General features: G+C 73.8%; 20 protein-coding genes. 6 read left to right on the top strand and 14 right to left on the bottom strand.

All coding sequences use genetic code 11. The features are described from left to right. Positions 1–142: 142 nt before the first annotated feature. The 4 genes from ACZDYF_RS18000 to ACZDYF_RS17985 all read right to left on the bottom strand — a co-directional run bounded on the left by ACZDYF_RS18000 (position 143) and on the right by ACZDYF_RS17985 (position 5,372). Positions 143–1,762 (bottom strand): S1C family serine protease, encoded by a 1,620-nt coding sequence (locus tag ACZDYF_RS18000; RefSeq protein WP_475060752.1) that lies wholly within the window; start codon positions 1,760–1,762, stop codon positions 143–145. Between the two features lie 113 nt (positions 1,763–1,875). After that, positions 1,876–3,714, bottom strand: coding sequence for a 2-succinyl-5-enolpyruvyl-6-hydroxy-3-cyclohexene-1-carboxylic-acid synthase (menD, locus tag ACZDYF_RS17995; RefSeq protein ID WP_475060748.1), 1,839 nt, complete (start codon positions 3,712–3,714; stop codon positions 1,876–1,878). Further along, positions 3,711–4,721 (bottom strand): o-succinylbenzoate synthase, encoded by a 1,011-nt coding sequence (locus tag ACZDYF_RS17990; protein WP_475060745.1) that lies wholly within the window; start codon positions 4,719–4,721, stop codon positions 3,711–3,713. The genes menD and ACZDYF_RS17990 overlap by 4 nt, the downstream gene beginning before the upstream one ends. Before the next feature lie 42 nt (positions 4,722–4,763). Next, a complete protein-coding gene (locus tag ACZDYF_RS17985; RefSeq protein WP_191791725.1) occupies positions 4,764–5,372 on the bottom strand; it encodes a TetR/AcrR family transcriptional regulator in 609 nt (202 codons plus the stop codon). A gap of 266 nt (positions 5,373–5,638) precedes the next feature. On the opposite strand from ACZDYF_RS17985, the gene ACZDYF_RS17980 reads away from it, so the two are divergent. Further along, a complete protein-coding gene (locus tag ACZDYF_RS17980) occupies positions 5,639–6,604 on the top strand; it encodes a 1,4-dihydroxy-2-naphthoyl-CoA synthase (protein WP_475060742.1) in 966 nt (321 codons plus the stop codon). A gap of 36 nt (positions 6,605–6,640) precedes the next feature. Here ACZDYF_RS17980 and ACZDYF_RS17975 read toward each other — a convergent pair whose 3' ends face one another. Next, entirely contained in the window at positions 6,641–6,895 is a 255-nt protein-coding gene (locus ACZDYF_RS17975) for a hypothetical protein (RefSeq protein ID WP_475060739.1), read from the bottom strand. Positions 6,896–7,091: 196 nt separating this feature from the next. Here ACZDYF_RS17975 and ACZDYF_RS17970 point away from each other — a divergent pair, with 196 nt between their 5' ends. After that, entirely contained in the window at positions 7,092–7,754 is a 663-nt protein-coding gene (locus tag ACZDYF_RS17970) for an RBBP9/YdeN family alpha/beta hydrolase (RefSeq protein ID WP_475060736.1), read from the top strand. Here the strand turns inward: ACZDYF_RS17970 and ACZDYF_RS17965 are convergent. Continuing rightward, positions 7,747–8,796: a DUF3048 domain-containing protein gene (locus tag ACZDYF_RS17965; protein WP_475060733.1), complete on the bottom strand. Its 1,050-nt coding sequence runs from the start codon at positions 8,794–8,796 to the stop codon at positions 7,747–7,749. The two genes, ACZDYF_RS17970 and ACZDYF_RS17965, sit on opposite strands and share 8 nt — an antisense overlap. Before the next feature lie 82 nt (positions 8,797–8,878). Here ACZDYF_RS17965 and ACZDYF_RS17960 point away from each other — a divergent pair, with 82 nt between their 5' ends. Both ACZDYF_RS17960 and ACZDYF_RS17955 read left to right on the top strand, forming a co-directional pair. Continuing rightward, a complete protein-coding gene (locus tag ACZDYF_RS17960) occupies positions 8,879–10,096 on the top strand; it encodes an AMP-binding protein (RefSeq protein ID WP_475060730.1) in 1,218 nt (405 codons plus the stop codon). Positions 10,097–10,106: 10 nt separating this feature from the next. Next, positions 10,107–10,976, top strand: a complete 870-nt coding sequence (locus ACZDYF_RS17955) for a 1,4-dihydroxy-2-naphthoate polyprenyltransferase (RefSeq protein WP_475060727.1) — start codon at positions 10,107–10,109, stop codon at positions 10,974–10,976. Here the strand turns inward: ACZDYF_RS17955 and ACZDYF_RS17950 are convergent. After that, positions 10,973–11,323, bottom strand: a complete 351-nt coding sequence (locus ACZDYF_RS17950; protein WP_475060868.1) for a DUF4229 domain-containing protein — start codon at positions 11,321–11,323, stop codon at positions 10,973–10,975. The two genes, ACZDYF_RS17955 and ACZDYF_RS17950, sit on opposite strands and share 4 nt — an antisense overlap. 90 nt (positions 11,324–11,413) lie before the next feature. Between ACZDYF_RS17950 and ACZDYF_RS17945 the strand changes: the two genes are divergently transcribed. After that, positions 11,414–11,899, top strand: coding sequence for a PLD nuclease N-terminal domain-containing protein (locus tag ACZDYF_RS17945; protein WP_475060725.1), 486 nt, complete (start codon positions 11,414–11,416; stop codon positions 11,897–11,899). Between the two features lie 67 nt (positions 11,900–11,966). On the opposite strand, the gene ACZDYF_RS17940 is transcribed toward ACZDYF_RS17945, so the two are convergent. The 7 genes from ACZDYF_RS17940 to ACZDYF_RS17910 all read right to left on the bottom strand — a co-directional run bounded on the left by ACZDYF_RS17940 (position 11,967) and on the right by ACZDYF_RS17910 (position 19,005). Then, on the bottom strand, positions 11,967–13,280 hold the full coding sequence (locus ACZDYF_RS17940; protein WP_475060721.1) for an LCP family protein: 1,314 nt from the start codon (positions 13,278–13,280) through the stop codon (positions 11,967–11,969). Between the two features lie 106 nt (positions 13,281–13,386). Next, positions 13,387–14,346, bottom strand: coding sequence for a c-type cytochrome biogenesis protein CcsB (gene ccsB, locus ACZDYF_RS17935; protein ID WP_475060716.1), 960 nt, complete (start codon positions 14,344–14,346; stop codon positions 13,387–13,389). Further along, positions 14,343–16,220: a cytochrome c biogenesis protein ResB gene (gene resB / locus ACZDYF_RS17930; RefSeq protein ID WP_475060713.1), complete on the bottom strand. Its 1,878-nt coding sequence runs from the start codon at positions 16,218–16,220 to the stop codon at positions 14,343–14,345. Before resB ends, ccsB begins: the two co-directional genes overlap by 4 nt. Beyond that, complete coding sequence (locus ACZDYF_RS17925) at positions 16,220–17,044, bottom strand: cytochrome c biogenesis CcdA family protein (protein ID WP_475060708.1); 825 nt, start codon at positions 17,042–17,044, stop codon at positions 16,220–16,222. The genes resB and ACZDYF_RS17925 overlap by 1 nt, the downstream gene beginning before the upstream one ends. A gap of 3 nt (positions 17,045–17,047) precedes the next feature. Continuing rightward, positions 17,048–17,665: a TlpA family protein disulfide reductase gene (locus tag ACZDYF_RS17920; protein ID WP_475060703.1), complete on the bottom strand. Its 618-nt coding sequence runs from the start codon at positions 17,663–17,665 to the stop codon at positions 17,048–17,050. 52 nt (positions 17,666–17,717) lie between these two features. Then, positions 17,718–18,407 carry a histidine phosphatase family protein gene (locus tag ACZDYF_RS17915; protein WP_138825696.1) on the bottom strand — a complete coding sequence of 230 codons (690 nt, stop codon included), beginning with the start codon at positions 18,405–18,407 and terminating at the stop codon, positions 17,718–17,720. Between the two features lie 88 nt (positions 18,408–18,495). Further along, positions 18,496–19,005, bottom strand: coding sequence for a MarR family winged helix-turn-helix transcriptional regulator (locus ACZDYF_RS17910; protein WP_475060696.1), 510 nt, complete (start codon positions 19,003–19,005; stop codon positions 18,496–18,498). 196 nt (positions 19,006–19,201) lie between these two features. On the opposite strand from ACZDYF_RS17910, the gene ACZDYF_RS17905 reads away from it, so the two are divergent. Further along, a complete protein-coding gene (locus ACZDYF_RS17905) occupies positions 19,202–19,753 on the top strand; it encodes a YceI family protein (RefSeq protein WP_475060693.1) in 552 nt (183 codons plus the stop codon). Positions 19,754–19,787: the final 34 nt, after the last annotated feature.

The following is a 19,787-nucleotide window of genomic DNA, read 5'->3' as shown; positions in this document are numbered from 1 at the left end:
CACCTCGGCGGTCCCGCCGGTCGACAGGGGGGAACGCGGACCGGGGGACGGTCGAAGGACCGCGGTGGCGTCGGCCCACGGCGGGCACAGGGGGAGGTTCCCACCGTCACCGCCGACGCCACCGGGTCCGGCTCGTGCTGCCTCAGCCCTGACCGTTGAACCAGTCGAAGGGGTTGGGCAGGTTGTTCGGGTTGGTCTGGTCGGACTGACCCTGGCCGGAGCCGTCCTGGCTCGAACCGTCCTGGCCGGAGCCCGGGAGCCGCTGGCCGGAACCGCCCTGGTCGGACCCCGAGCCCTGCTGGCCCGAGCCGCTCTGGCCGTCCGTGCCCGTCTCGGTCGGCTTCGCGGCGAGCGTCACGTCGACGTCGACCGTCTTGCCGTCCCGGACCAGCGTGACCTTCGCGACGTCTCCGGTCGCACGCTCGCGCACGAACCCGGTCAACGACTCCGCGCCGCTCACGGGGTTGCCGTCGATCGCGACGATCACGTCACCGGTCTTGATGCCGGCCTCGGCGGCCGGGGAGCCGTCCGAGACGGACTTGACCTCGGCGCCGCGGCGCGTGACGCCGTCGGCCGTGGCCGTCGCGTCCGTCATGCTCACGCCCAGGAACGCGTGCTCGGCCGTGCCGTTCTCGATGAGCTGCGCGCTGATGTTCTTCGCGAGGTTCACCGGGATGGCGAAGCCCAGGCCGATCGAGCCGGACTGGTTCGAGGTCGTCGCGATCGACGAGGTGATGCCGATGACCTCGCCCTGCGCGTTGAACAGCGGCCCGCCGGAGTTGCCGGGGTTGATCGCGGCGTCGATCTGGATCGCGTTCGTGACCACGGTGCTGCCGCCGTCGGAGCCCGACGCGGCGACCGGGCGGTCGAGCGCGGACACGATGCCGGTCGTGGCCGTGTTGGCCAGGCCGAGCGGGTTGCCGACCGCCAGGACCGACTCGCCCACGGTGACGTCGTCGGAGTCGCCGAACGAGGCCGGCGTGAGGTTGCTCGGCGGGTCGGCGAGCTCGACCACCGCGAGGTCGGTCGTCGGGTCGAGACCCACGATCTTCGCCTCGTACAGGCGGCCGTCGCTGAGCGTGACCTGGACGGTGTCGTCCTGCGCACCCTCGACGACGTGGTTGTTCGTCAGGACGTGACCCTCGGTGTCGATCACGACGCCAGAACCCTCGGCTCCACCCGCGGCCGTGGTGACCTGGATCGAGACGACCGACGGCGCGACGGCGCTCGTCACGGCCTGCCAGTTCGGGTTCTCCGACGTCGAGTCGGCGACGGGGACCGTCGAGTTCTCCTTGGTCTCCCCGACCGAGGCCAGCGAGCTGGGTGACGAGCCGTTGCCGTCGAGCGCGCCGAGCAGACCGGCGGTGCCGGCGCTCGCGAGGACGGCGGCCGCGGCGGCCGCGCCGACCATGGGGATCCAGGTCTTGCCCTTCCTGGTCGCGACCTGGGGCTGCTCGGGCGCCACCGGCGCGGGTGGCATGCCGGCCGCGGAGTACGGGGTGCTCGTCGGGGCGCCGTGCTGGGCCTGCGCCCCGTAGGGAGCCTGCGCGCCGTAGGGGGCGTGCTGCGGCTGCTGCGGTGCGTGCTGCGCGGGCGGCGCGGGCACGGGCGCCGGGTGCGGGGCCGCGAAGTGCTGCCGCGCGGGGGCGGCAGGGGCCGTCGGGGTGACGGGAAGCTGCTGCGTGGGCTGCGCCTCGATGCGCTGGGTGTCGCCGTCGCGCGGAGCCTGGTGCTCGGGTGCCTGCGGGGTGTTCTCGGTCATGGGGTGTTCCCTCCTCGTTCGTTCTGAGGACTACTTCACACCCCGGCGCTGGAACGTCGCTTGAACGATCCTGTGAGTTCGCTGCGAGTTCCGGAAGACTCCTGGGAGGGTTCTCAGGCGTCCCGACCTGCGGCGTCCTGGCCCTCGCGCCCCCGCGGGAGGCTCCGCGCGACCGCGGCGCCCACGGCGACCGCGAGGGATGCGCCCTCCGCGCGGCGCCCCGCACGTTCGACCCGCACCTCGACGACCTCGACACCGTGGGGCGCGTGCGCGAGCTCCGCCCGCAGGGCTGCGGTGTCCGTGACGAGCCGGTGCCGGACGCCGTAACCCGCGCACAGTGCGGCGAGATCCGCCCCGTGCGGGGTCGAGAACACGCGCTCGAACGCGGTCGCCGTCTCGGGGGCGTCCTCGGCGAGCGCCCCGTACTCGAGGGTCGCGAAGATCGACCCGCCGTCGTCGTTGACCACGACGACCTGGAGGTCGGCGGCCGGCTCGTGCGGTCCGCGCAGGAGCCCGCCCACGTCGTGCAGGAACGTGAGGTCGCCCACGAGGGCGCGCGTGCGCCGTCCGGCACGCGCCGCGGCGAGCGCCACGCCCGTCGCGGTCGAGAGCATCCCGTCGATGCCCGCGAGCCCGCGGTTGGCGAGCACGAGCGGCGACACGTCCCAGTCGACCACGAGGTCGAGGTCGCGCACCGGGTTGCTCGACCCGACCACGAGCACGTCGTCGGGGCCCGAGGCCTCGGCGACCGCCGCGGCGACGGCGAGCGGCGTCGTCGAGCCGGGGGCGGACACCCGGTCGGCGACGACCTTCCGGGCCGCCTGCCCCGCCCCGCGCCACGCGTCGAGCCACGTCCGGTCGCCCGTCGGCCCCGACCACCACTCGTCCGGGACGCCGGGCAGGATCGCGCTCGCCGAGCGTGCCGCGTCGGGCCAGGGCCCTCCTCCGGGCGCGACGACGAGCACCTCGACGTCCTCGCGCGCGAGGAGCTGCTGGACCGGGCGCGAGAGCGTGGGGCGTCCCAGGACGACGACGCGCTCGACCCCGTGACCGAGGCTCCCCAGCACGAGCCGGTGCGCGGCGACCGCGTGGCTGCCCGCGGCCGCCCCGGACGACGCCTCGGCGAGCAGGGGCCAGCCCCGCGCCTCGGCGAGCCGCCGGGCGTCCGCGCCGGCACCGTCGCCCGCGACGAGCACGGTCGCCGGGGCGGGGTCGAGCGGCCACGGCCCGACGTCGTCGCGCGCGCCCGCCACGAGGGTCCGGTCGGCCGAGACCCCGGCCTCGTGGGCGGCGGACGGCAGCGCTCCCAGCGGTGCGGGCGGCACGAGGGGCTCGCGGAACGCCACGTTGACGTGCACCGGCCCGGGGTACCGGGACCGGGTCCCGCGGGCCGCGACGAGCGCCCGCACCAGGAGCGCACGCAGGTCGCGCAGCTCGCCCGGGCGCCCGTCGGGGGCCGGGACGTCGGCCGACTGGCGCACGGCGGTCCCGTACAGGCCGACCTGGTCGGTCGTCTGGTTCGCCCCCGTGCCGCGCAGCTCGTGCGGCCGGTCGGCCGTGAGCAGCACGAGCGGGACCCCCGCGTGATGGGCCTCGAGCACCGCGGGGTGCAGGTTGGCGGCAGCGGTGCCGGACGTCGTGACCACGGCGACGGGGCGCAGGCCGCCCGGTCCCTCGGCCTGCGACCCGCGCGAGAGCCCCAGGGCCAGGAACGCCGCGGCCCGCTCGTCGATCCGCACGTGCAGCGTCAGCAGGCCTGCCGCGTCGGCCGCGGCGAGCGCGTAGGCGAGCGCCGCGCTGCGGGACCCCGGCGACACGACGACGTCGCGCACCCCGTCCGCGACCAGGCCCGCGACGATCTCGCGCGCCGCGGCGACGGCCGGCGGCAACACCGGGGAACCGGCCGGCACGGCGGGCACCGCGGGCACGGGGGGCACCGCGGCGGCGCTCATGCCGCTGCTCCGTCGAGGAGGGCACCCACGCGCCGGAACCGCTCGGCCCAGCGCTCGGCCGTGGCCGGCTCCGCGCGCGCGAGCGCCAGTGCGGCGGCCGACGGCTCGGGACGCCGCACCGCGATCTCGCCGCCCACGGGGAGCAACGGCTCGTCGACCACGTCGTGGGCCAGGAGCTGGGACGTCGCGAGGCCGCACGCGAAGGGCAGCTCGGGCAGCGCGGCAGCGAGCGCCAGCCCCGCCGCGAGCCCGACCGAGGACTCGAGCGCCGACGAGACCACCACGGGCAGCCCGACCCGCTCGGCCAGGTCGAGGCACGCCCGGACCCCGCCGAGCGGCTGGACCTTGAGCACCACGACGTCCGCGGCCTCGGCCCGCAGCACCTCGAACGGGTCCTCGGCGCGGCGGATCGACTCGTCGGCCGCCACCAGGACCGACGTCGCACGTCGCACCGTCGCGAGGTCCGCGACGCTCGCGCACGGCTGCTCGACGTACTCGAGGCCGCCGGCCGCGCGGTCCAGCAGCGGCAGTCTCCGCAGGGCCTCGTCGAGCTCCCAGCCACCGTTCGCGTCGACCCGGATCCGGCCCCCCGGCCCCAGGGCGTCCCGCACCGCCTCGAGGCGCGCGATCTCCCGATCGACGGACTCGACGACGCCGGCCGCGTCGCGCTGGGCGACCTTGACCTTGGCGGTCCGGCACCCGTCCGACGACGTCACGATGTCGTGCGCGCGCCGTGGGTCCGTCGCGGGGACCGTGACGTTGACCGGCACGCTCGCCCGGACGGGCGCCGGCCAGCCGAGGTCCGCCGCCTCCCGCGCGGCACGCAGCCACGCCCCCGACTCGGCGTCGTCGTACTCCCAGAAGGGCGAGAACTCGGCCCAGCCCGCCTCGCCCCGCACCAGCAGACCGTCCCGGACGTCGAGCCCGCGAAAGCGGGTGCGCAGGGGCGTGGACCAGGCGACGAGACGAGGGGTCCGGGTCGAGGGGGACGTGGGAGGCACGGTCACAGGCTATCGCCGCGACCGCGCCGAGGCCGCGCAGCCACCGCGTCAGGAGGTGCCGAGGAGCTCCGTGACGCAGTCGACCGCGAGGTCGCGGACGTTGCGCCCCTCGCACAGCGCGGTGACCGCGGCGCCGTCGACGACCGCGATCAGCAGGACCGCGGAGAAGCGCAGACCGAGCTGGGCGAGCAGTGCGTCGACCACGACGTCGAGCTCTCCCCTGCCCTGCGCGAACGCCGAGGCGAGGACCGGGCTGCGCCCCGCGCTGACCACGTGCTCGTAGAAGCCCAGGAGCTCCCCGTGGTCCCCGGGCGGGAGCACGGCGTCGACGAGCAGGAGGGCCCGTGACCGCGTGCTGAGCGCGTCGACCCCGCCGTCGGTGACGGCGTCCGCGACCGCATGGCCGATCGCCTGCGCGCGCTCCGCCCAGTCCCGGACGATGCGCTGCCCCGCCGCCGCGAGGAGGTCGTCGAGACCCGAGAAGTAGTAGGTCGTCGCGGCGAGCGGGACGTCGGCCTGCGCGGCCACGGACCGGTGCGTCACGCTCGAGGGGCCGTCACGCAGGATCAGCTCGGCCGCGGCCGACACGATGAGGTCGCGGCGCTGCGTTCCTCGGGCCTGCCTGCGGGGGACGTGCTTCTCGGACTCTGGCGCCATCAGTGACTTCCTCCGGGACGGTACGAGGCCGTCGATCCCGCCACGACGAGGACCAGCGACATGATCTTGAACACAGAAAGGGCTTCACCGAATTACACGACCGCACGCACTGCCGTCAAGACCTCCAAGGTCCCCACCCCCACACCGTAGGGCACGAGGACGGGCCACGGCGCCCGGGTCCGGGCCCGTGCGGGCCCCGCCACGCGGTCCGGCGCCCGGTACGGCGCGCCGCTCACCCGCCGCCACGGGCGGCTAGGGTGACGGTCGTGAGCAGCATCCCCGCACAGGTGTCCGAGACGTTCGACCCCCAGGCATGGCGCACCGTCGCCGGCTTCGAGGGGCTCACCGACATCACCTACCACCGTGGTGTCGAACGCGGCACGCGCGACGGCGTGGCGCACGAGCGCGACCTGCCCGTCGTCCGTGTCGCCTTCCACCGGCCCGAGGTCCGCAACGCGTTCCGTCCCCACACCGTGGACGAGCTCTACCGGGTGCTCGACCACGCGCGCATGACGTCCGACGTCGGCACCGTCCTCCTCACGGGCAACGGCCCCTCGGCCAAGGACGGCGGCTGGGCGTTCTGCTCGGGCGGCGACCAACGCATCCGTGGCCGTGACGGGTACCGGTACACGACGAGCGAGGACGCCCAGACGGCCGACGCGATCGACCCGGCCAAGGCGGGGCGGTTGCACATCCTCGAGGTGCAACGCCTCATCCGGACCATGCCCAAGGTCGTGATCGCGGTCGTCAACGGCTGGGCCGCGGGCGGCGGGCACTCGCTGCACGTGGTCGCGGACCTGTCGATCGCGAGCCGCGAGCACGCCCGCTTCAAGCAGACCGACGCCAACGTGGGCTCGTTCGACGCGGGCTACGGATCGGCGCTCTTCGCCCGGCAGGTGGGCCAGAAGCGCGCACGCGAGGTGTTCTTCCTCGCCCGCGAGTACTCGGCCCAGGACGCGTACGAGTGGGGCGCGGTCAACGAGGTCGCGGACCACGCGGACCTCGAACCGCTCGCGCTCGAGTACGCGCGGATCATCGCGACCAAGTCACCGCAGGCGATCCGCATGCTCAAGTTCGCGTTCAACCTCGCGGACGACGGTCTCGCGGGTCAGCAGGTCTTCGCCGGCGAGGCCACCCGACTGGCGTACATGACCGACGAGGCGGTCGAGGGGCGTGACGCGTTCCTCGAGCGCAGGGACCCGCAGTGGGAGGACTTCCCGTACTACTTCTGACGGGCCAGGTCCCGACGGGTCGGCCGGCGGGCCCGGTCAGGAACCGGCGGCGAAGCCGCTGAGCATCTCGACGATCCCCCGCCCCGCGAAGGCCACCGCGACGGCCAGGCCGAACAGCAGGACGATCGAGACGACGACCGGCCCGATCGATGCGGCCGGGCGGGCGCCGGTCTCGTCGTCGTCCGGCTCCTCGGCGCGCAGGACAGGGCGGGTGGGGGCGATCGAGGGCGGGAACGGGGTGACCGTGTGCGTGGGCTCGAACGGGCTCTGGGTGGGGTTCATCGTTGCCATGCCTCTACGTTCCCGCGGACCCCACGCTCGCCACATCGGCCCAGCGTCTCGACCTCACCGGTGCGCCGTCAGCCTCAGGGGTGAGCGCGTCCTCCCCCGTGAGGATGAGGGGTGGGCGGGGGCTTCGGGCGCGCCTCACGGCGCGACCCGTGACGACCGCCCGCACGCTCCTCGCGCGGGGCGATACGGTTCCGGCATGACCGTTCTCGACGACACCGCGGCGTCCGACCGCTCCGCCGCGCAGCCCCCCGACACGCTCCCACCCGTGACCAGGGTCGTGGTGGTGCACGGTCTGGGCGCCACGGCCGACAACCACTGGTTCGGGGCGGTCCGCGACCGCTACGCGGCCCAGGGCCTCGAGGTCGTCGTCCCCGACCTGCCGCACTCGCAGGCGCCCGACCTCGACGCGTGGCTCGTGACCCTCGCCGGAGTGATCGGCCCCCTCGACGAGGGGACCGTGCTCGTGGGGCACAGCCTGGGCTGCGTCACCATCCTCCAGCACCTCGGAGCCCGGCAGGACGACTGGCGGCTCGGTGGGCTCGCCCTGGTCGCCGGGTTCGTCGACGAGGTCCCGGGGATCCCCGAGGTCGACCGTTTCGTCGAGCGTCCGCTCGACCCAGTCGGCATCGCGGCCCGCACCGCACGGCGGCACGTCGTGGTCGCCGACGACGACCCGGTCGTCCCCCGGGGCCACACCGAGGCCCTCGCGCGGGTCCTCGACGCCGAGCTCACGGTAGTCGAGGGCGGCGGGCACTTCGTCGCAGGGGGAGGGTTCGACCGGCTGCCGGCCCTCGAGGACGTCCTGGACGCCTGGGTGTCTCGCCCCGGCCGGGACGAGCGCCTGACGACGGTCAGCTGACCGCGTAGCTCCCGGACCCGCGCGGGACGAGCTCGACCCAGGTCGTGCCCTGCTCCAGGAGGACGGGGGCGCCGTCGGGCCCCGTGAGGACCAGTGGCGCCTCGACCGCGTCCTTGGACCACGTCACCGCGACCTGCTTGCCGCCGCTCGCCACGAGCCCCTCCCCCGTGCCGACGAGCTTGGTCTCCGGCACGGGAGTTCCCGCCGGGTCCACGAACGCGGTGTTGACCATCTCGACGCTGAGCACGACCACGTTCGCCGCAGCGAGGCGCGCCCCCTCGGGCGAGACCGCGGGGGTCGTGCCCTCGCTCCGCAGGAAGGCGTTCTCCGCGGTCCCCCACTGCCACTGCGCCCGGCTCGAGTGGGTCAGCTTGACGTCGAGGAGCGCGAAGGGCGCCCCGGCCACCGTGGCCGTGCCCTGCCCCGGGGTCCGCGTGTGCCGGAACTGCTCGGGCGGGGCCGTGCGGTCTCCCTCCGCCTGCGAGAAGAAGTCGGCCATGGTGCCGTACAGGTTGTGCGGGGCTCTCTTGCCCTTCTTGAGGAAGAAGCCGCCGTCGCCCTCGTCGTGGACGATCGACTGCAGGCCCGCCTCACCGACCGCCGCGACGAAGGGCGGCTGCCCACCGCTGTAGACGAGGACGCCCGCGGTCGGGCCGAAGATCGACGGGTCCATGGGTCGCACGGACCGGATGGGACCGACGGTCTCCGGGACCTGGGAGTGGAAGACCGCGACGAACCGGGTGATCCCGCCCTCGACCACCTCCTCCCAGACCATGTCGGCCTGGTCCAGCCCGGTCTGGGGGCGGGCCGCAGGGAGGTTCTCGATCTTCACCGCCACCGCCGGGCGTCCGTCCACGGTCTCCGTGGCGACTCCCGTGAGCGGCCACACGACGGGCACGACGGGCGCGGGCGGAGAGGCCTTGGCCGCGTCGACAGCGGACGGGACGACCTTCGTCGCGGCGTCCGTCGGCGCGCCCCCGCCACAGGCGGAGAGCACCAGCAGACCTGCCACCACCGTCGTGGCCCATCCGACCCGCGACATCCTCACCTTGTCCATCCGTGCCCTCACGCTCGTCGATCCCGCTGGTTCCCCGTCACCCTACGGCTCGATCTACGCTGGAGGGATGCCACGCGCCGAGGGAACCGCACCTGCTGACGTCGCCGACCTGCGGGCCACGGTGGCCGACGCCCTCGCCGGGCGCGGACCGGTCGTCGCACCCTCCCCGCTCGCGTTCTCGGGCCCCCTCCCGGCGGGGACGGCGCTCGTGCTGCAGACCTCTGGCTCGACCGGGCTGCCCCGCGAGGTCGCGCTCGGCGCGGACGCGCTGGTCGCCTCCGCGCGCTCGACGCACCAGCGCCTCGGTGGGGACGGGCAGTGGCTCCTGACCCTGCCCCCCACGCACGTGGCCGGGCTCCAGGTCGTCCTGCGGTCGGTCGTCGCCGGGACGCGGCTCGTCGTCGCCGACCTCGACGCCCCGTTCACCGCCGCGGGCTTCGCCGCCGCCGCGGCCCGCATGGACGCAGGCCGTCGGTACGTGTCGCTCGTCCCGACCCAGCTCCACCGCCTCCTGCACCCGGGACCGGGGAGCGAGCCCGCGCTCGCCGCGCTGCGCTCGTTCGACGCGATCCTCCTGGGCGGAGCCGCGGCGTCGCCCGTGCTCCTGGCGCGAGCGCGCGAGGCGGGCGCCGCGGTCGTCACCACCTACGGCATGACCGAGACGAGCGGCGGCTGCGTGTACGACGGCGTCGCGCTCGAGGGCGTCCGGGTGCGGGTCGTGGACGGGGCGTCCGGGCACGCGCTCGGGCCCGACACCGCGGGCGTCGTCGAGATCTCGGGACCCGTGCTCGCCACGGGGTACCTGGGCGACGAGGCGCTCACGGCCGCGACCTTTCGCACCGACCCCGACGGGACACGGTGGCTGCGCACGAGCGACCTGGGCGCTCTCACCCCGGACGGCGCCCTGACGGTACTCGGGCGGGCCGACGACGTGATCGTCACAGGTGGGGTCAACGTGGCGCCGGCAGCGGTCGAGGCCGTGCTCGCCGCGGCGCTCGCAGGCACCGACGGGCTGGGCGAGGTCAGCGTCGTCGGCGTCCCGGACGCCGAGTGGGGGCAGCGCGTCGTCGCCGTGGTCGAGACGACGACCGGCGAGCGACGCTCCCCGTCGGCGGACGGGGAGCTGCTGGCCCGGGCGCGCCACGCGGTCGCGACTACGCTGGGACCGCCCGCCGCCCCACGCGACCTGCTCGTCGTGTCGGCCCTGCCCCGCCGGGGGCCGGGCAAGATCGACCGGACGGCCGTGACCGAGCTCGCCGTCCGCACCGCACCACGCACCCACTGAACGGAGCACCATGGCCACCTCTGCCGAATGGGTCGCAGGCGCCCGCCTGCGGACCCTCCCCGCGGCGGCCGCACCCGTCCTCGTCGGCTCGGGCGCTGCCGCCCAGGTCGACTCCTTCGCGTTCTGGCCCGCGCTCCTGGCGCTGGGCGTCGCGCTCGCGCTCCAGGTCGGCGTGAACTACGCGAACGACTACTCGGACGGGGTCCGTGGGACGGACGTCGACCGTGTCGGGCCCATGCGGCTCACGGCCTCGGGGGCGGCCCTCGCGTCCCAGGTGCGCAACGCCGCGTTCGTGTGCTTCGGGGTCGCCGCCGTGCTGGGACTGGGTCTCGTCGCCCTCACGGGGCACTGGTGGCTCCTGGCCGTCGGGGCGCTCGCGATCGTCGCGGCGTGGTTCTACACGGGCGGCAAGAACCCGTACGGGTACCGGGGCCTCGGGGAGGTCGGCGTGTTCGTGTTCTTCGGGCTCGTGGCGGTCCTCGGCACCACGTACACGCAGGCCGACCGCGTGACGTGGGTCGCGGGGGTCGGGGCCGTGGCCGTGGGCCTCCTCGCGTGCGCGCTGCTGATGATCAACAACGTGCGCGACATCCCCACGGACGTGCTCGCGGGCAAGCGCACCGTCGCGGTACGCCTGGGCGACTTCCGGGCCCGGCGCGCGTACGTCGCCATGATCTGGGTCCCGCTCCTGCTGGGCGTGGTGTGCGCGTTCGCCGCGCCGTGGTCGCTGCTCGTGCTGCTCCTGATGCTGCCCGCGGTGCTGCTGACCCTGCCCGTGGTCGCCGGGGCGCGTGGCCCGCTCCTCGTCCCCGTCCTCGCGGGCACGGGGATGTTCGAGCTCGGGTACGGGGTGCTGCTGGGCCTGGGGCTCGCGCTCTAGGCGTCCGTGGCCGGGGTGCGCCCCGGTCGGTCCGCGGGCGCCTCGGCCGGGGTGGCCGGGGTGGCCGAGGCCGTGGACCCGGCGGACTCGACGGCAGCGTCCTCGAACGCCGCGTCGTCCTCGATCTCCCGCGAGAACTTCTCGCCCGTCGCCCTGCGCCGCGCGGCGCGGTCGGCGAGGTACTGGGCGGCACGCTCGCGCGGGCCGCGCAGCGCGAGGTAGGAGACCAGGAACGCCAGGACGGCCGCGATGACCGCGCACACGACCCAGTGACCCAGGTTCAGGGCGTACAGGACGACGAAGAGGACCGCGAAGATCGCCAGGCGCAGCGCGGAGTAGATGACCATAGGCACCCGTCCAGGGTAGGTGCCTTACCTGGGTGCGCCGAACCGTGCCCTCCCGTGCCTCCGGGTTGCCAGGACGCATAGGCTGGGGTCATGTCCCGCGTCCTGCTGACCCTGCTCGCCGTAGGCCTCGCGGTCTACGCCCTCTCCGACTGTGCCACGAGCGACGAGAACGACCGGAGCGGGATCCCCAAGGGCCTGTGGATCGTGATGATCATCTTCCTGCCCTTCGTCGGGCCGCTCGCCTGGATCCTCGTCTCGCGCACGCAGCGCGCCCGGCACGCGACCGCGGGCGGCTCACCTGCGCCGGGCCGGGCCCGTCCTGGGGCACGTCGACGCCCGGCGGCCCCGGTCGCCCCGGACGACGACCCGGACTTCCTGTGGAAGCTCGAGCAGCAGCGCCGCCGCGAGGCACGCGGCGAGGGCACGGACCCCGGCCCGACGGCGGGCCCCACCCCGGGAGGCCCCTCAGGTTCCCCCCGCGGGACCTCGGAGGACGACGGCCCGCGCGACACCTCGCCCGGCGAGACGGACGGGGCCCCCGGCACGCCGTCGTCGGGCAGCGGCGACCCCGCCTAGACCACGTCTCGCAGGCCTCCTGGCAGCGGCGACCTGCGCCGCGGCTGCCGACGGGCGCCGTGCACGCTCAGCACGCGGCCTGGGCGTCGGCCGAGGTGATCGCCTCACCAGGCTTGCGGTCGGCCATCGGGTCGACCGGCGCCGCCGGCTCGGGGGTCGTCGGGGCCGGCGGGACCGGGTCGGCTCCGGTCGGCGTGCTGGGCTCCTGGGGCGTCGTGGGCGTGGGTACCACGGGTTCGGCCTCCGGCTCGGCGACGACCGGCTGGTCCGCCGCGAGTCTCGCCCACACGTCGGCGGCGGCCGGCGTCAGGATCACGCGGTTGACGTTGCTCGGCTGGGGACCCGACGGGATCGTCAGGAACGTCACGGCGTCGGGCCGCACCGACCTCAGCGAGAACGCGAGGCCCTTGAGGTCGACTCCCCCGCTCATCGACAGCGAGCTGGTCGCGGCGTCCAGGAACTGGAGCAGGTTCGGCAGGTCCGTGAGGACGTTCTGCGACAGGACGGACTTCGTCATCGCCGCGAGCAGCGCCTGCTGCCGGCCCATCCGATAAGTGTCGGACCCGTCGCTCAGGCCGTGCCGGGCGCGAGCGAGCGCGAGCGCCTGGGCTCCGGTCAGGGTCTGCGTGCCCGCGGTCAGGTGCAGGTTCGAGTCCTTGTCGTCCATGTCCTCGGGGATGCACATCGGCACCCCGTCGAGCGCGTCGACCATGGTCTGGAAGCCCGCGAAGTCGACGGCCATGAACCCGTCCGTCCGTACCCCGGACATCTTCTCGACCGTCATCTGGGTGCAGGTCGCGGCCGACGCGAGGTCCTTGCCCCCGACCCATCCCCGCGAGAACGCCTCGTTGAACGTCGCCTGGGACGATGCCTGCGTCGTCCCGCCGCCCGTGACCGTGCACGCCGGGATGGGGATCCGGAGGTCGCGCGGTATCGAGATCAGCTCGACCCTCGACCGGTCGGCCGAGACGTGAAGGAGCATGGTCGTGTCCGAGCGCATGCCGTCCTCGGCACCACCGATCGCCTCGTTCGCACCGGACCGGTCGTCCGAGCCGATCAGCACCAGGTTCACGGGCAGCCCGGCGAGCGGGTCCTCGGGGTCGGGCACCGGGGCCGGGGGACGCTCCGCCTCGGGGGCGACGAGCTCCTTGTTGTCGACCTGCTCGACGTTCCCGAGCGTCTTGACGAGGACCGCGGCCGCACCGGAGATCCCGAACGCGAGCACCGCCGTCGTGACGAGCCCGACGACCCGGAGCACACGTCGGTGCTCACGCCGTGACCGGACGTGACGCACCGCGTCGGAGCCCGGTGCCGACCTGTCGTCCTCGCTCGTACCGCCGTCGGCGGCGACCTCTCTGCGTCCCCCTCGTGCTTCTCTCACGAGGGGCCACGCTAGCGGTGCCACGGTCTCGTCCGGGGGACGTCGCACCGCGAACTTGTCGAAGTGCTGTGAAGGTCGCGCGCGGACCGCTGCCGGTCCGCGACGCTCACTCCTGCGTCGTGATGCCCGAGTACGAGTGCTTGCCGTTGAAGATCAGGTTGACGCCCGTGAAGTTGAAGAGGACGCACGCGTAGCCGACGAGCACGAAGTACGCCGCGCGACGCCCCGACCAGCCGCGCGTGGTCCGGGCGTGCAGGTAGGCCGCGTACACGACCCACACGACGAAGCTCCAGACCTCCTTGGGGTCCCAGCCCCAGTAGCGGCCCCAGGCGTGCTCGGCCCAGATCGCTCCGCCGATGATCGTGAAGGTCCACAGCACGAATGCGACCGCGTTGAGGCGGAAGCTCAGGGCCTCGAGCTGCGCGGGCCGGGGCGTCGTGTCGAGCCACCGCCAGGCCGGGTGCCCCAGGAAGCCGTTGCCGTTCTCGCGCGAGTCGCGCAGGAGCTGGATCGAGGACATGACGAACGCGACCGTGAAGATGCCCGTGGCGATGATCGCGACGCCGACGTGGATCACGAGCCAGTAGGACTGCAGGGCCGGGCTGACACCGGTCGCCGCGAGGAAGAAGGAGTTCTGCGCGACGACGAGGAAGAGCACCGCGAGCCCGGTGACGAACGCGCCGAGGAACCGGACGTCTCGGCGCAGGCTCACACCGAGGAAGACGGCCATCGCGACGAACGCGCCGACGAGCGTGAACTCGTACATGTTGGCCCACGGTGCGCGGCCTGCCGCGATGCCACGGGTCACGATCGCGGCGAGCAGCAGGACTGTCCCGAGCCAGCCCGTCGAGATGCCGATGCCCGCGGCCTTGCGCGAGGCCGGCTTGGGGGACGTGGCCACGGCCACGGCGACAGGTGCGTCACCGTCGGCGGCCGCGTCGACCTCCGCCGGGAGCGGCTCCTTGGCGCCCAGCCTGGACAGGTCGATCGCGAACGCGACGAACGCGACCGTGAGGGCGGTCGCGGCCGCCCACACCAGGTCGGAGCTCAGGTCGGCAACGGTCATCGGTCAGCCTTTCGTGGTCGGTCGGTGCGAGCCTGACCGGTCGAGCGGGGGGAGGACGGGGTGCGTGGCGCAGCGGGGCGCTCGGCGGGTGGGTCGGTCGTGGGCGGGGCGCCGGGCAGCGACTCCACCACGCGGTCGACCTCGCCCTGGAGGCCCGCGTCGTCACCGCGGGCGAGGCCCGCGACACTCACGACGGTACGCCGTGCGGGCGACGTGCCGTCGGGCGCCTCCTCGCTCCACACGCGCAGCCAGACGCGACGGCGCGGCGTGAAGAGCGAGACGGCGAGCCCTCCGAGCGCACCGAGCGCGAAGACGAGGATCCAGACGAGCGCCGGGTCGTGACGCAGGTCGAGCGCGACGTAGCGCGGGACCTCGCCCGCGGCGAGCGTGATGGTGCCCAGTCCGTCGGGCAGCTCGACGGTCTCGCCCGGGGCGACGAGCACCCTCACGCGTTCCCCCTCGGCGTCGACCGAGGGCGTGAGCGTGTCCGTGTTGAGGCGGTACACGTTCTGCGGCAGGCCTTCGTCGAGACCCAGGTCGCCCCGGTAGACCTCGAGCACCAGCAGGGGGTTGATCGGTTGCGGGAAGGTCGAGCGCGCGCCGACCTCGTCGACCTCGGCCGTGGGCAGGAAGTACCCGACCAGCCCGATCTGGTCGAGACCGGCCGAGGTGTCCGGGACCTTCACGACGCCGCGCGAGGTGTACATGGTGTCCTCGGGCAGGAAGGGCACGCGGCCGGCGAACGCGACCTGGCCCTCGGCGTCGTGGATCGTGATCTCGGGCGCGTAGCCGTTGCCCTGGAGGTAGATCTTGGCCCCGCCGGCCACGATGGGGTGGTTGACCTTGATCTGCTCCTGCTGGGACGTGCCGTCGGGGTCGCGCACCGTGACGTGGGCCGTGAAGTCGCGCGACTGCGCGAACGCCACGGCGTCCATCGCGAACTGCGCGTCGAACGAGTCGAGCGTCATGGAGAACGGGACGAGCGAGGACGGGCTGAACAGCGAGCCGTTCTCGAACGTGTCGTAGTCGACGACCGCGTTCGCGAACCCGCGCCCCTCGGTGATGATCGCCTGGCCGCGGAAGTGCAGGAGCTGGCCCGTGGCGACGGCCACGAGCAGCCCGAGGAGCGACAGGTGGAAGACGAGGTTCCCGGTCTCGCGCAGGTAGCCGCGCTCTGCGGCCACGGTCCGCCGCTCGGGCAGCCCCCGGGCCGGGTCGGCGGGCTCGGTCCCGACGTCGACGCGGAACGTCGGCAGCCAGCGCAGCCGACCACGCAGGTGATTGACCGCCGCGTCCACGACCTCGTCGGGCGTCGCGGTGCTGGTCGTCTCGGCCTTGGCCGGGAAGCGGTCGAACCTGCGGGGGGTGCGGGGTGGGCGGTTGCGCACGGCCTGGAGGTGCGCCTTGGTGCGCGGCAGGATGCAGCCCACGAGCGAGACGAACAGCAGGATGTAGATCGCGGAGAACCACACCGACGCGTAGACGTCGAAGAACCCGAGCCGGTCGAGCCACTCGCCGGTGCCGGGGTTGTCCTGGAGGTAGGTGAGGACGGCGGCCGGGTCCTGGGGGCGCTGCGGCAGCACCGAGCCGGGGACGGCGGCGACGGCGAGCAGCATGAGCAGCATGAGCGCGACGCGCATGCTGGTCACCTGGCGCCACGTCCAGCGCAGCGTGCCGCGCAGGCCGAGCGCGGGGAGCTGCGGGGCAGGTCCGCCGGCGGCGTCGGTGCCGGTGGGCGTCGCGCGCCCCTTCCGGCCCGACGGCGCCGCTCCCGTCGGCGGAGTCGTCTCGCCGTCGGTCCGGCCCGCGTCGGGCTCGGGGTGGCTGAACGCGTCGTCGATGCCCTCGGGGCGGTACAGGTCCTTGTCGCTCATCAGATCACCGTCTCGAAGCCCGTGATGAGCCCGCTGAGGCGCGCGGTCCAAGCACTCCAGACGCCCGTCACGAGGGCCAGGCCGATGAGGATGAGCATGCCGCCCCCGATGCGCATGATCGCGACGCGGTGGCGCCGGAGGAAGGCCACGGCCTTCTTGGAGCGCTCGAGCCCGATCCCGATGAGCAGGAACGGGACGCCCAGACCCAGGCTGTACGCGATCCCGAGGATCGCCCCCCGCCCCACGGTGGCCTCGTCGAGCGAGAGGGCCATGACGGCCGTGAGGGTCGGGCCGATGCAGGGCGCCCAGCCGAGGCCGAACACGATGCCGAGCAGCGGGGCACCCCAGAGTCCGGCGGTGGGGCTCAGGTGCAGGCGGCGGTCACGCTGGAGGAACGGCATGGCGCCCATGAACGCGAATCCCATGAGGATCACGACGACCCCGAGGACGCGCGTGATGACGTCCTCCCACTCCTTGACGTGGACCCCGATGGCGCCCGCGGCGACCATGAGCAGCACGAACACGAGCGTGAAGCCCGCGACGAACAGGCCCACGCCGGTCACGACGCGCCAGCGCCCGGTGGTCCGGGCCGTCTTCAGGGCGGTGCCTCCGCCACCCGCACGGGTGCCGACCGTGCCTGCATTGGCCGCCGCGAGCCCGCTCACGTAGCCGACGTAACCGGGCACGAGGGGAAGGACGCACGGGGACGCGAACGACACGAGTCCCGCGAGGATCGCCACGGGCACGGCCAGGAGCATCGAGCCCGAGAACGCGGTCGTGGCGAACGTGCTGCCGACGTCCGCGGCGAACGAGAGGGGCCCCATGTCTCAGGCGCTCTCTGCGAGCAGGTCGTCGACGAGGGCGCCGAGCGTCGAGCCCTCGGCGCGCCCGATGACGCGCGCGGCGACCCGGCCCTCGCGGTCGAGCACGACGGTCGTCGGGACCGCCTGGAGCGGGACGGAGCCCTCGAGCACCGCGATGGCCTCGCCGCGCGTGTCCTCGATCGAGGGGTAGGGCACCTCGAACGTACGCTCGAACGCGAGCGCGGCCCCGGCGTCGTCGGTGCTGTTGATGCCGAGCAGGTGCACGCCCTCGGGTCCACGGTCGTTCGCGAGCGCGACCAGGTCCGGCGCCTCGGCCCGGCAGGGGGCGCACGCCGCGTACCAGGTGTTGATGACGACGACGTCGCCCAACCACTGCGAGGTGTCGACCGCGCCGCCCTCGAAGTCCGTGCCGGTCAGGACCACGGGCTCGTCGCGGTCGGAGACGTCCCACGTCTTGACCGAGCCGTCGCCCGAGACGTAGCCCTGGCCCACGACGTCGTCGGGGCTCGTGGCCCCCGACTCCTGGGAGCAGGCGGACAGGACCAGGCCGAGCGAGACGAGGGCGACGATCCCGGAGGTCGCGCGGGCGCGACCGTGCCGGGCACGGGAGGGGCGGATCATGGCAGTACTGTCTCCCACCTGCCTGGGCACAACCTGAGAAGCGGCTGGTGCCTCACGCGCCCGAGACCTTCGCAGCCCCGGGCAGCAGGTCCGCGACCGGCTCGGTGTAGTGGATTCCGACGAGACGGTCGCCGTCGAAGCGCAGCGACGTGAGCGACGCGAGCGAGCACTGGCGGTTGCGCGGGTCGTGCCACAGGCGCTTGCCCTCGAAGGCCAGGCGGGAGATCCAGATGGGGAGCTGGTGGCTCACGAGCACGACCTCGCGCCCCTCGGCCTGGGCGCGGGCGTCGTGGATCGCGGCGTGCATGCGCGCGACCTGCTGCTTGTACGGCTCGCCCCACGACGGACGCATCGGGTTCCACAGATAGGGCCAGTGGCCGGGGTGGCGCAGCGAGCCGTCGCCGACGCCGAACTTCATCCCCTCGAAGTGGTTGCCTGCCTCGATGAGGCGCTCGTCCGTCCCGAGCGGCAGCCCGAAGGCCTCGGCGACGGGCGTCGCGGTCTCCTGCGCCCGCTGGAGCGGGGAGGCGATGACCAGGGCGACGTCGAAGGGCTCGGGCGTGACGTCGTCGGGCAGCGCGGGCGCACCCTCGGCGGGCTTGCCCGACAGGTGCCCCGCGACGCGACGCGCCATGGTGTGCCCGAGCTCCGAGAGGTGGTACCCGGGGATTCGACCGTAGAGGATGCCGTCCGGGTTGAAGACTTCACCGTGACGCATGAGGTGGACCGTGGTTGCGACCATGGGGACCAGTGTCCCAAAGTTCTGCCCGCACGGTGCACGCAGGCGGCGTGCTCCCGGACACAGCGCCCGCGCGCCCGAGCCCGCGCGCCTAGCGCGGCTGGGGCTCCTCCGCGAGGCGGCAGGCCTCGGCGATCGCCGCCATGGCCTCGCCGAGGTTGCGGAGCTGCTCGGGGGTCAGGACGTCGACCATGAAGCGGCGCACCGCACGGACGTGCCCCGGCGCCGAGGCGACGAGCTCGGCGTACCCCGCGTCGGTCATGACGCAGTTCACCCCGCGACGGTCGGTCTCGCTCGCGGAGCGGCGGACGAGCCCGCGCTGCTCCATGCGGTGCACGGTGTGCGTGACGCGGGACCGGGACCGGGCGAGCCCGTCGGCCAGTGCGGACATGCGCATGGTGTGGTCGCCGGCCTCCGAGAGCCGTACGAGCAGCTCGTACTCGCCGAGCGTGAGGCCCGAGTGCTCCTCGTGGTCCCTGCTGAGGGCTTCGACGAACCGCGCCGTGCCGTCGAGGTACTGGCGCCACGAGTGCTGCTGCCCCTCGTCGAGCCAGGGTGCGTCCTGCGGCGCGTCCGCGCGCTTGTCCTGCTGAACCGTCATCTCCGCCTTCATCCGCCACGCCCCCACCGTCCGAACAACCGTCCCAGTCTCCCATCCGGGAACTGGTCCGCCCTCCAGGGAATAGAGGGGTGGGGGCTTGCGTTGATGCGTTCGTATGAAGTTGAATCTTCAACTAATGGCACGTCGGACGGCGCGCCTGACGCATACGCACCACGACTTCCACAGGAGAACACCCATGGCCACGACCCTTCCCGCCGGACTGACCGCAGGCACCTACGCGATCGACCCCTCGCACTCGCAGGCGACCTTCACGGTCCGCCACGCAGGCATCTCCAAGGTCCGCGGCTCGCTCGCGATCGCCGAGGGCACGCTGAACATCGGTGACGACGTCGAGTCGTCCAACGTCGTCGCGGCGATCGACGCCAAGTCCGTCAACACCGGCGACGCAGGGCGCGACGGCCACCTCCAGTCGGCCGACTTCTGGGACGCCGAGAAGAACCCCACCTGGAACTTCGTCTCGACCTCCGTCGAGGCCGACGACGACGACTTCGTCATCGCGGGCGACCTGACGATCAACGGCGTGACCAAGCCGGTCAAGCTCGAGACCGAGTTCACGGGCGCAGCCGTCGACGCCTACGGCAACTCCCGCGCAGGCTTCGAGGCCGAGACCGAGATCTCCCGCAAGGAGTTCGGCCTGACCTGGAACGTGGCCCTCGAGGCCGGCGGCGTGCTCGTCGGCGACAAGATCAAGATCGCGCTCGACCTCTCGGCGATCAAGCAGGCCTGAGCCTCTCGCCCCCGACCGGCCTCCGCGTCCTGAC

It is taken from the genome of Oerskovia sp. PE-21s (genome assembly GCF_056158145.1).
This window is presented reverse-complemented; position numbering and strand designations above follow the sequence as displayed.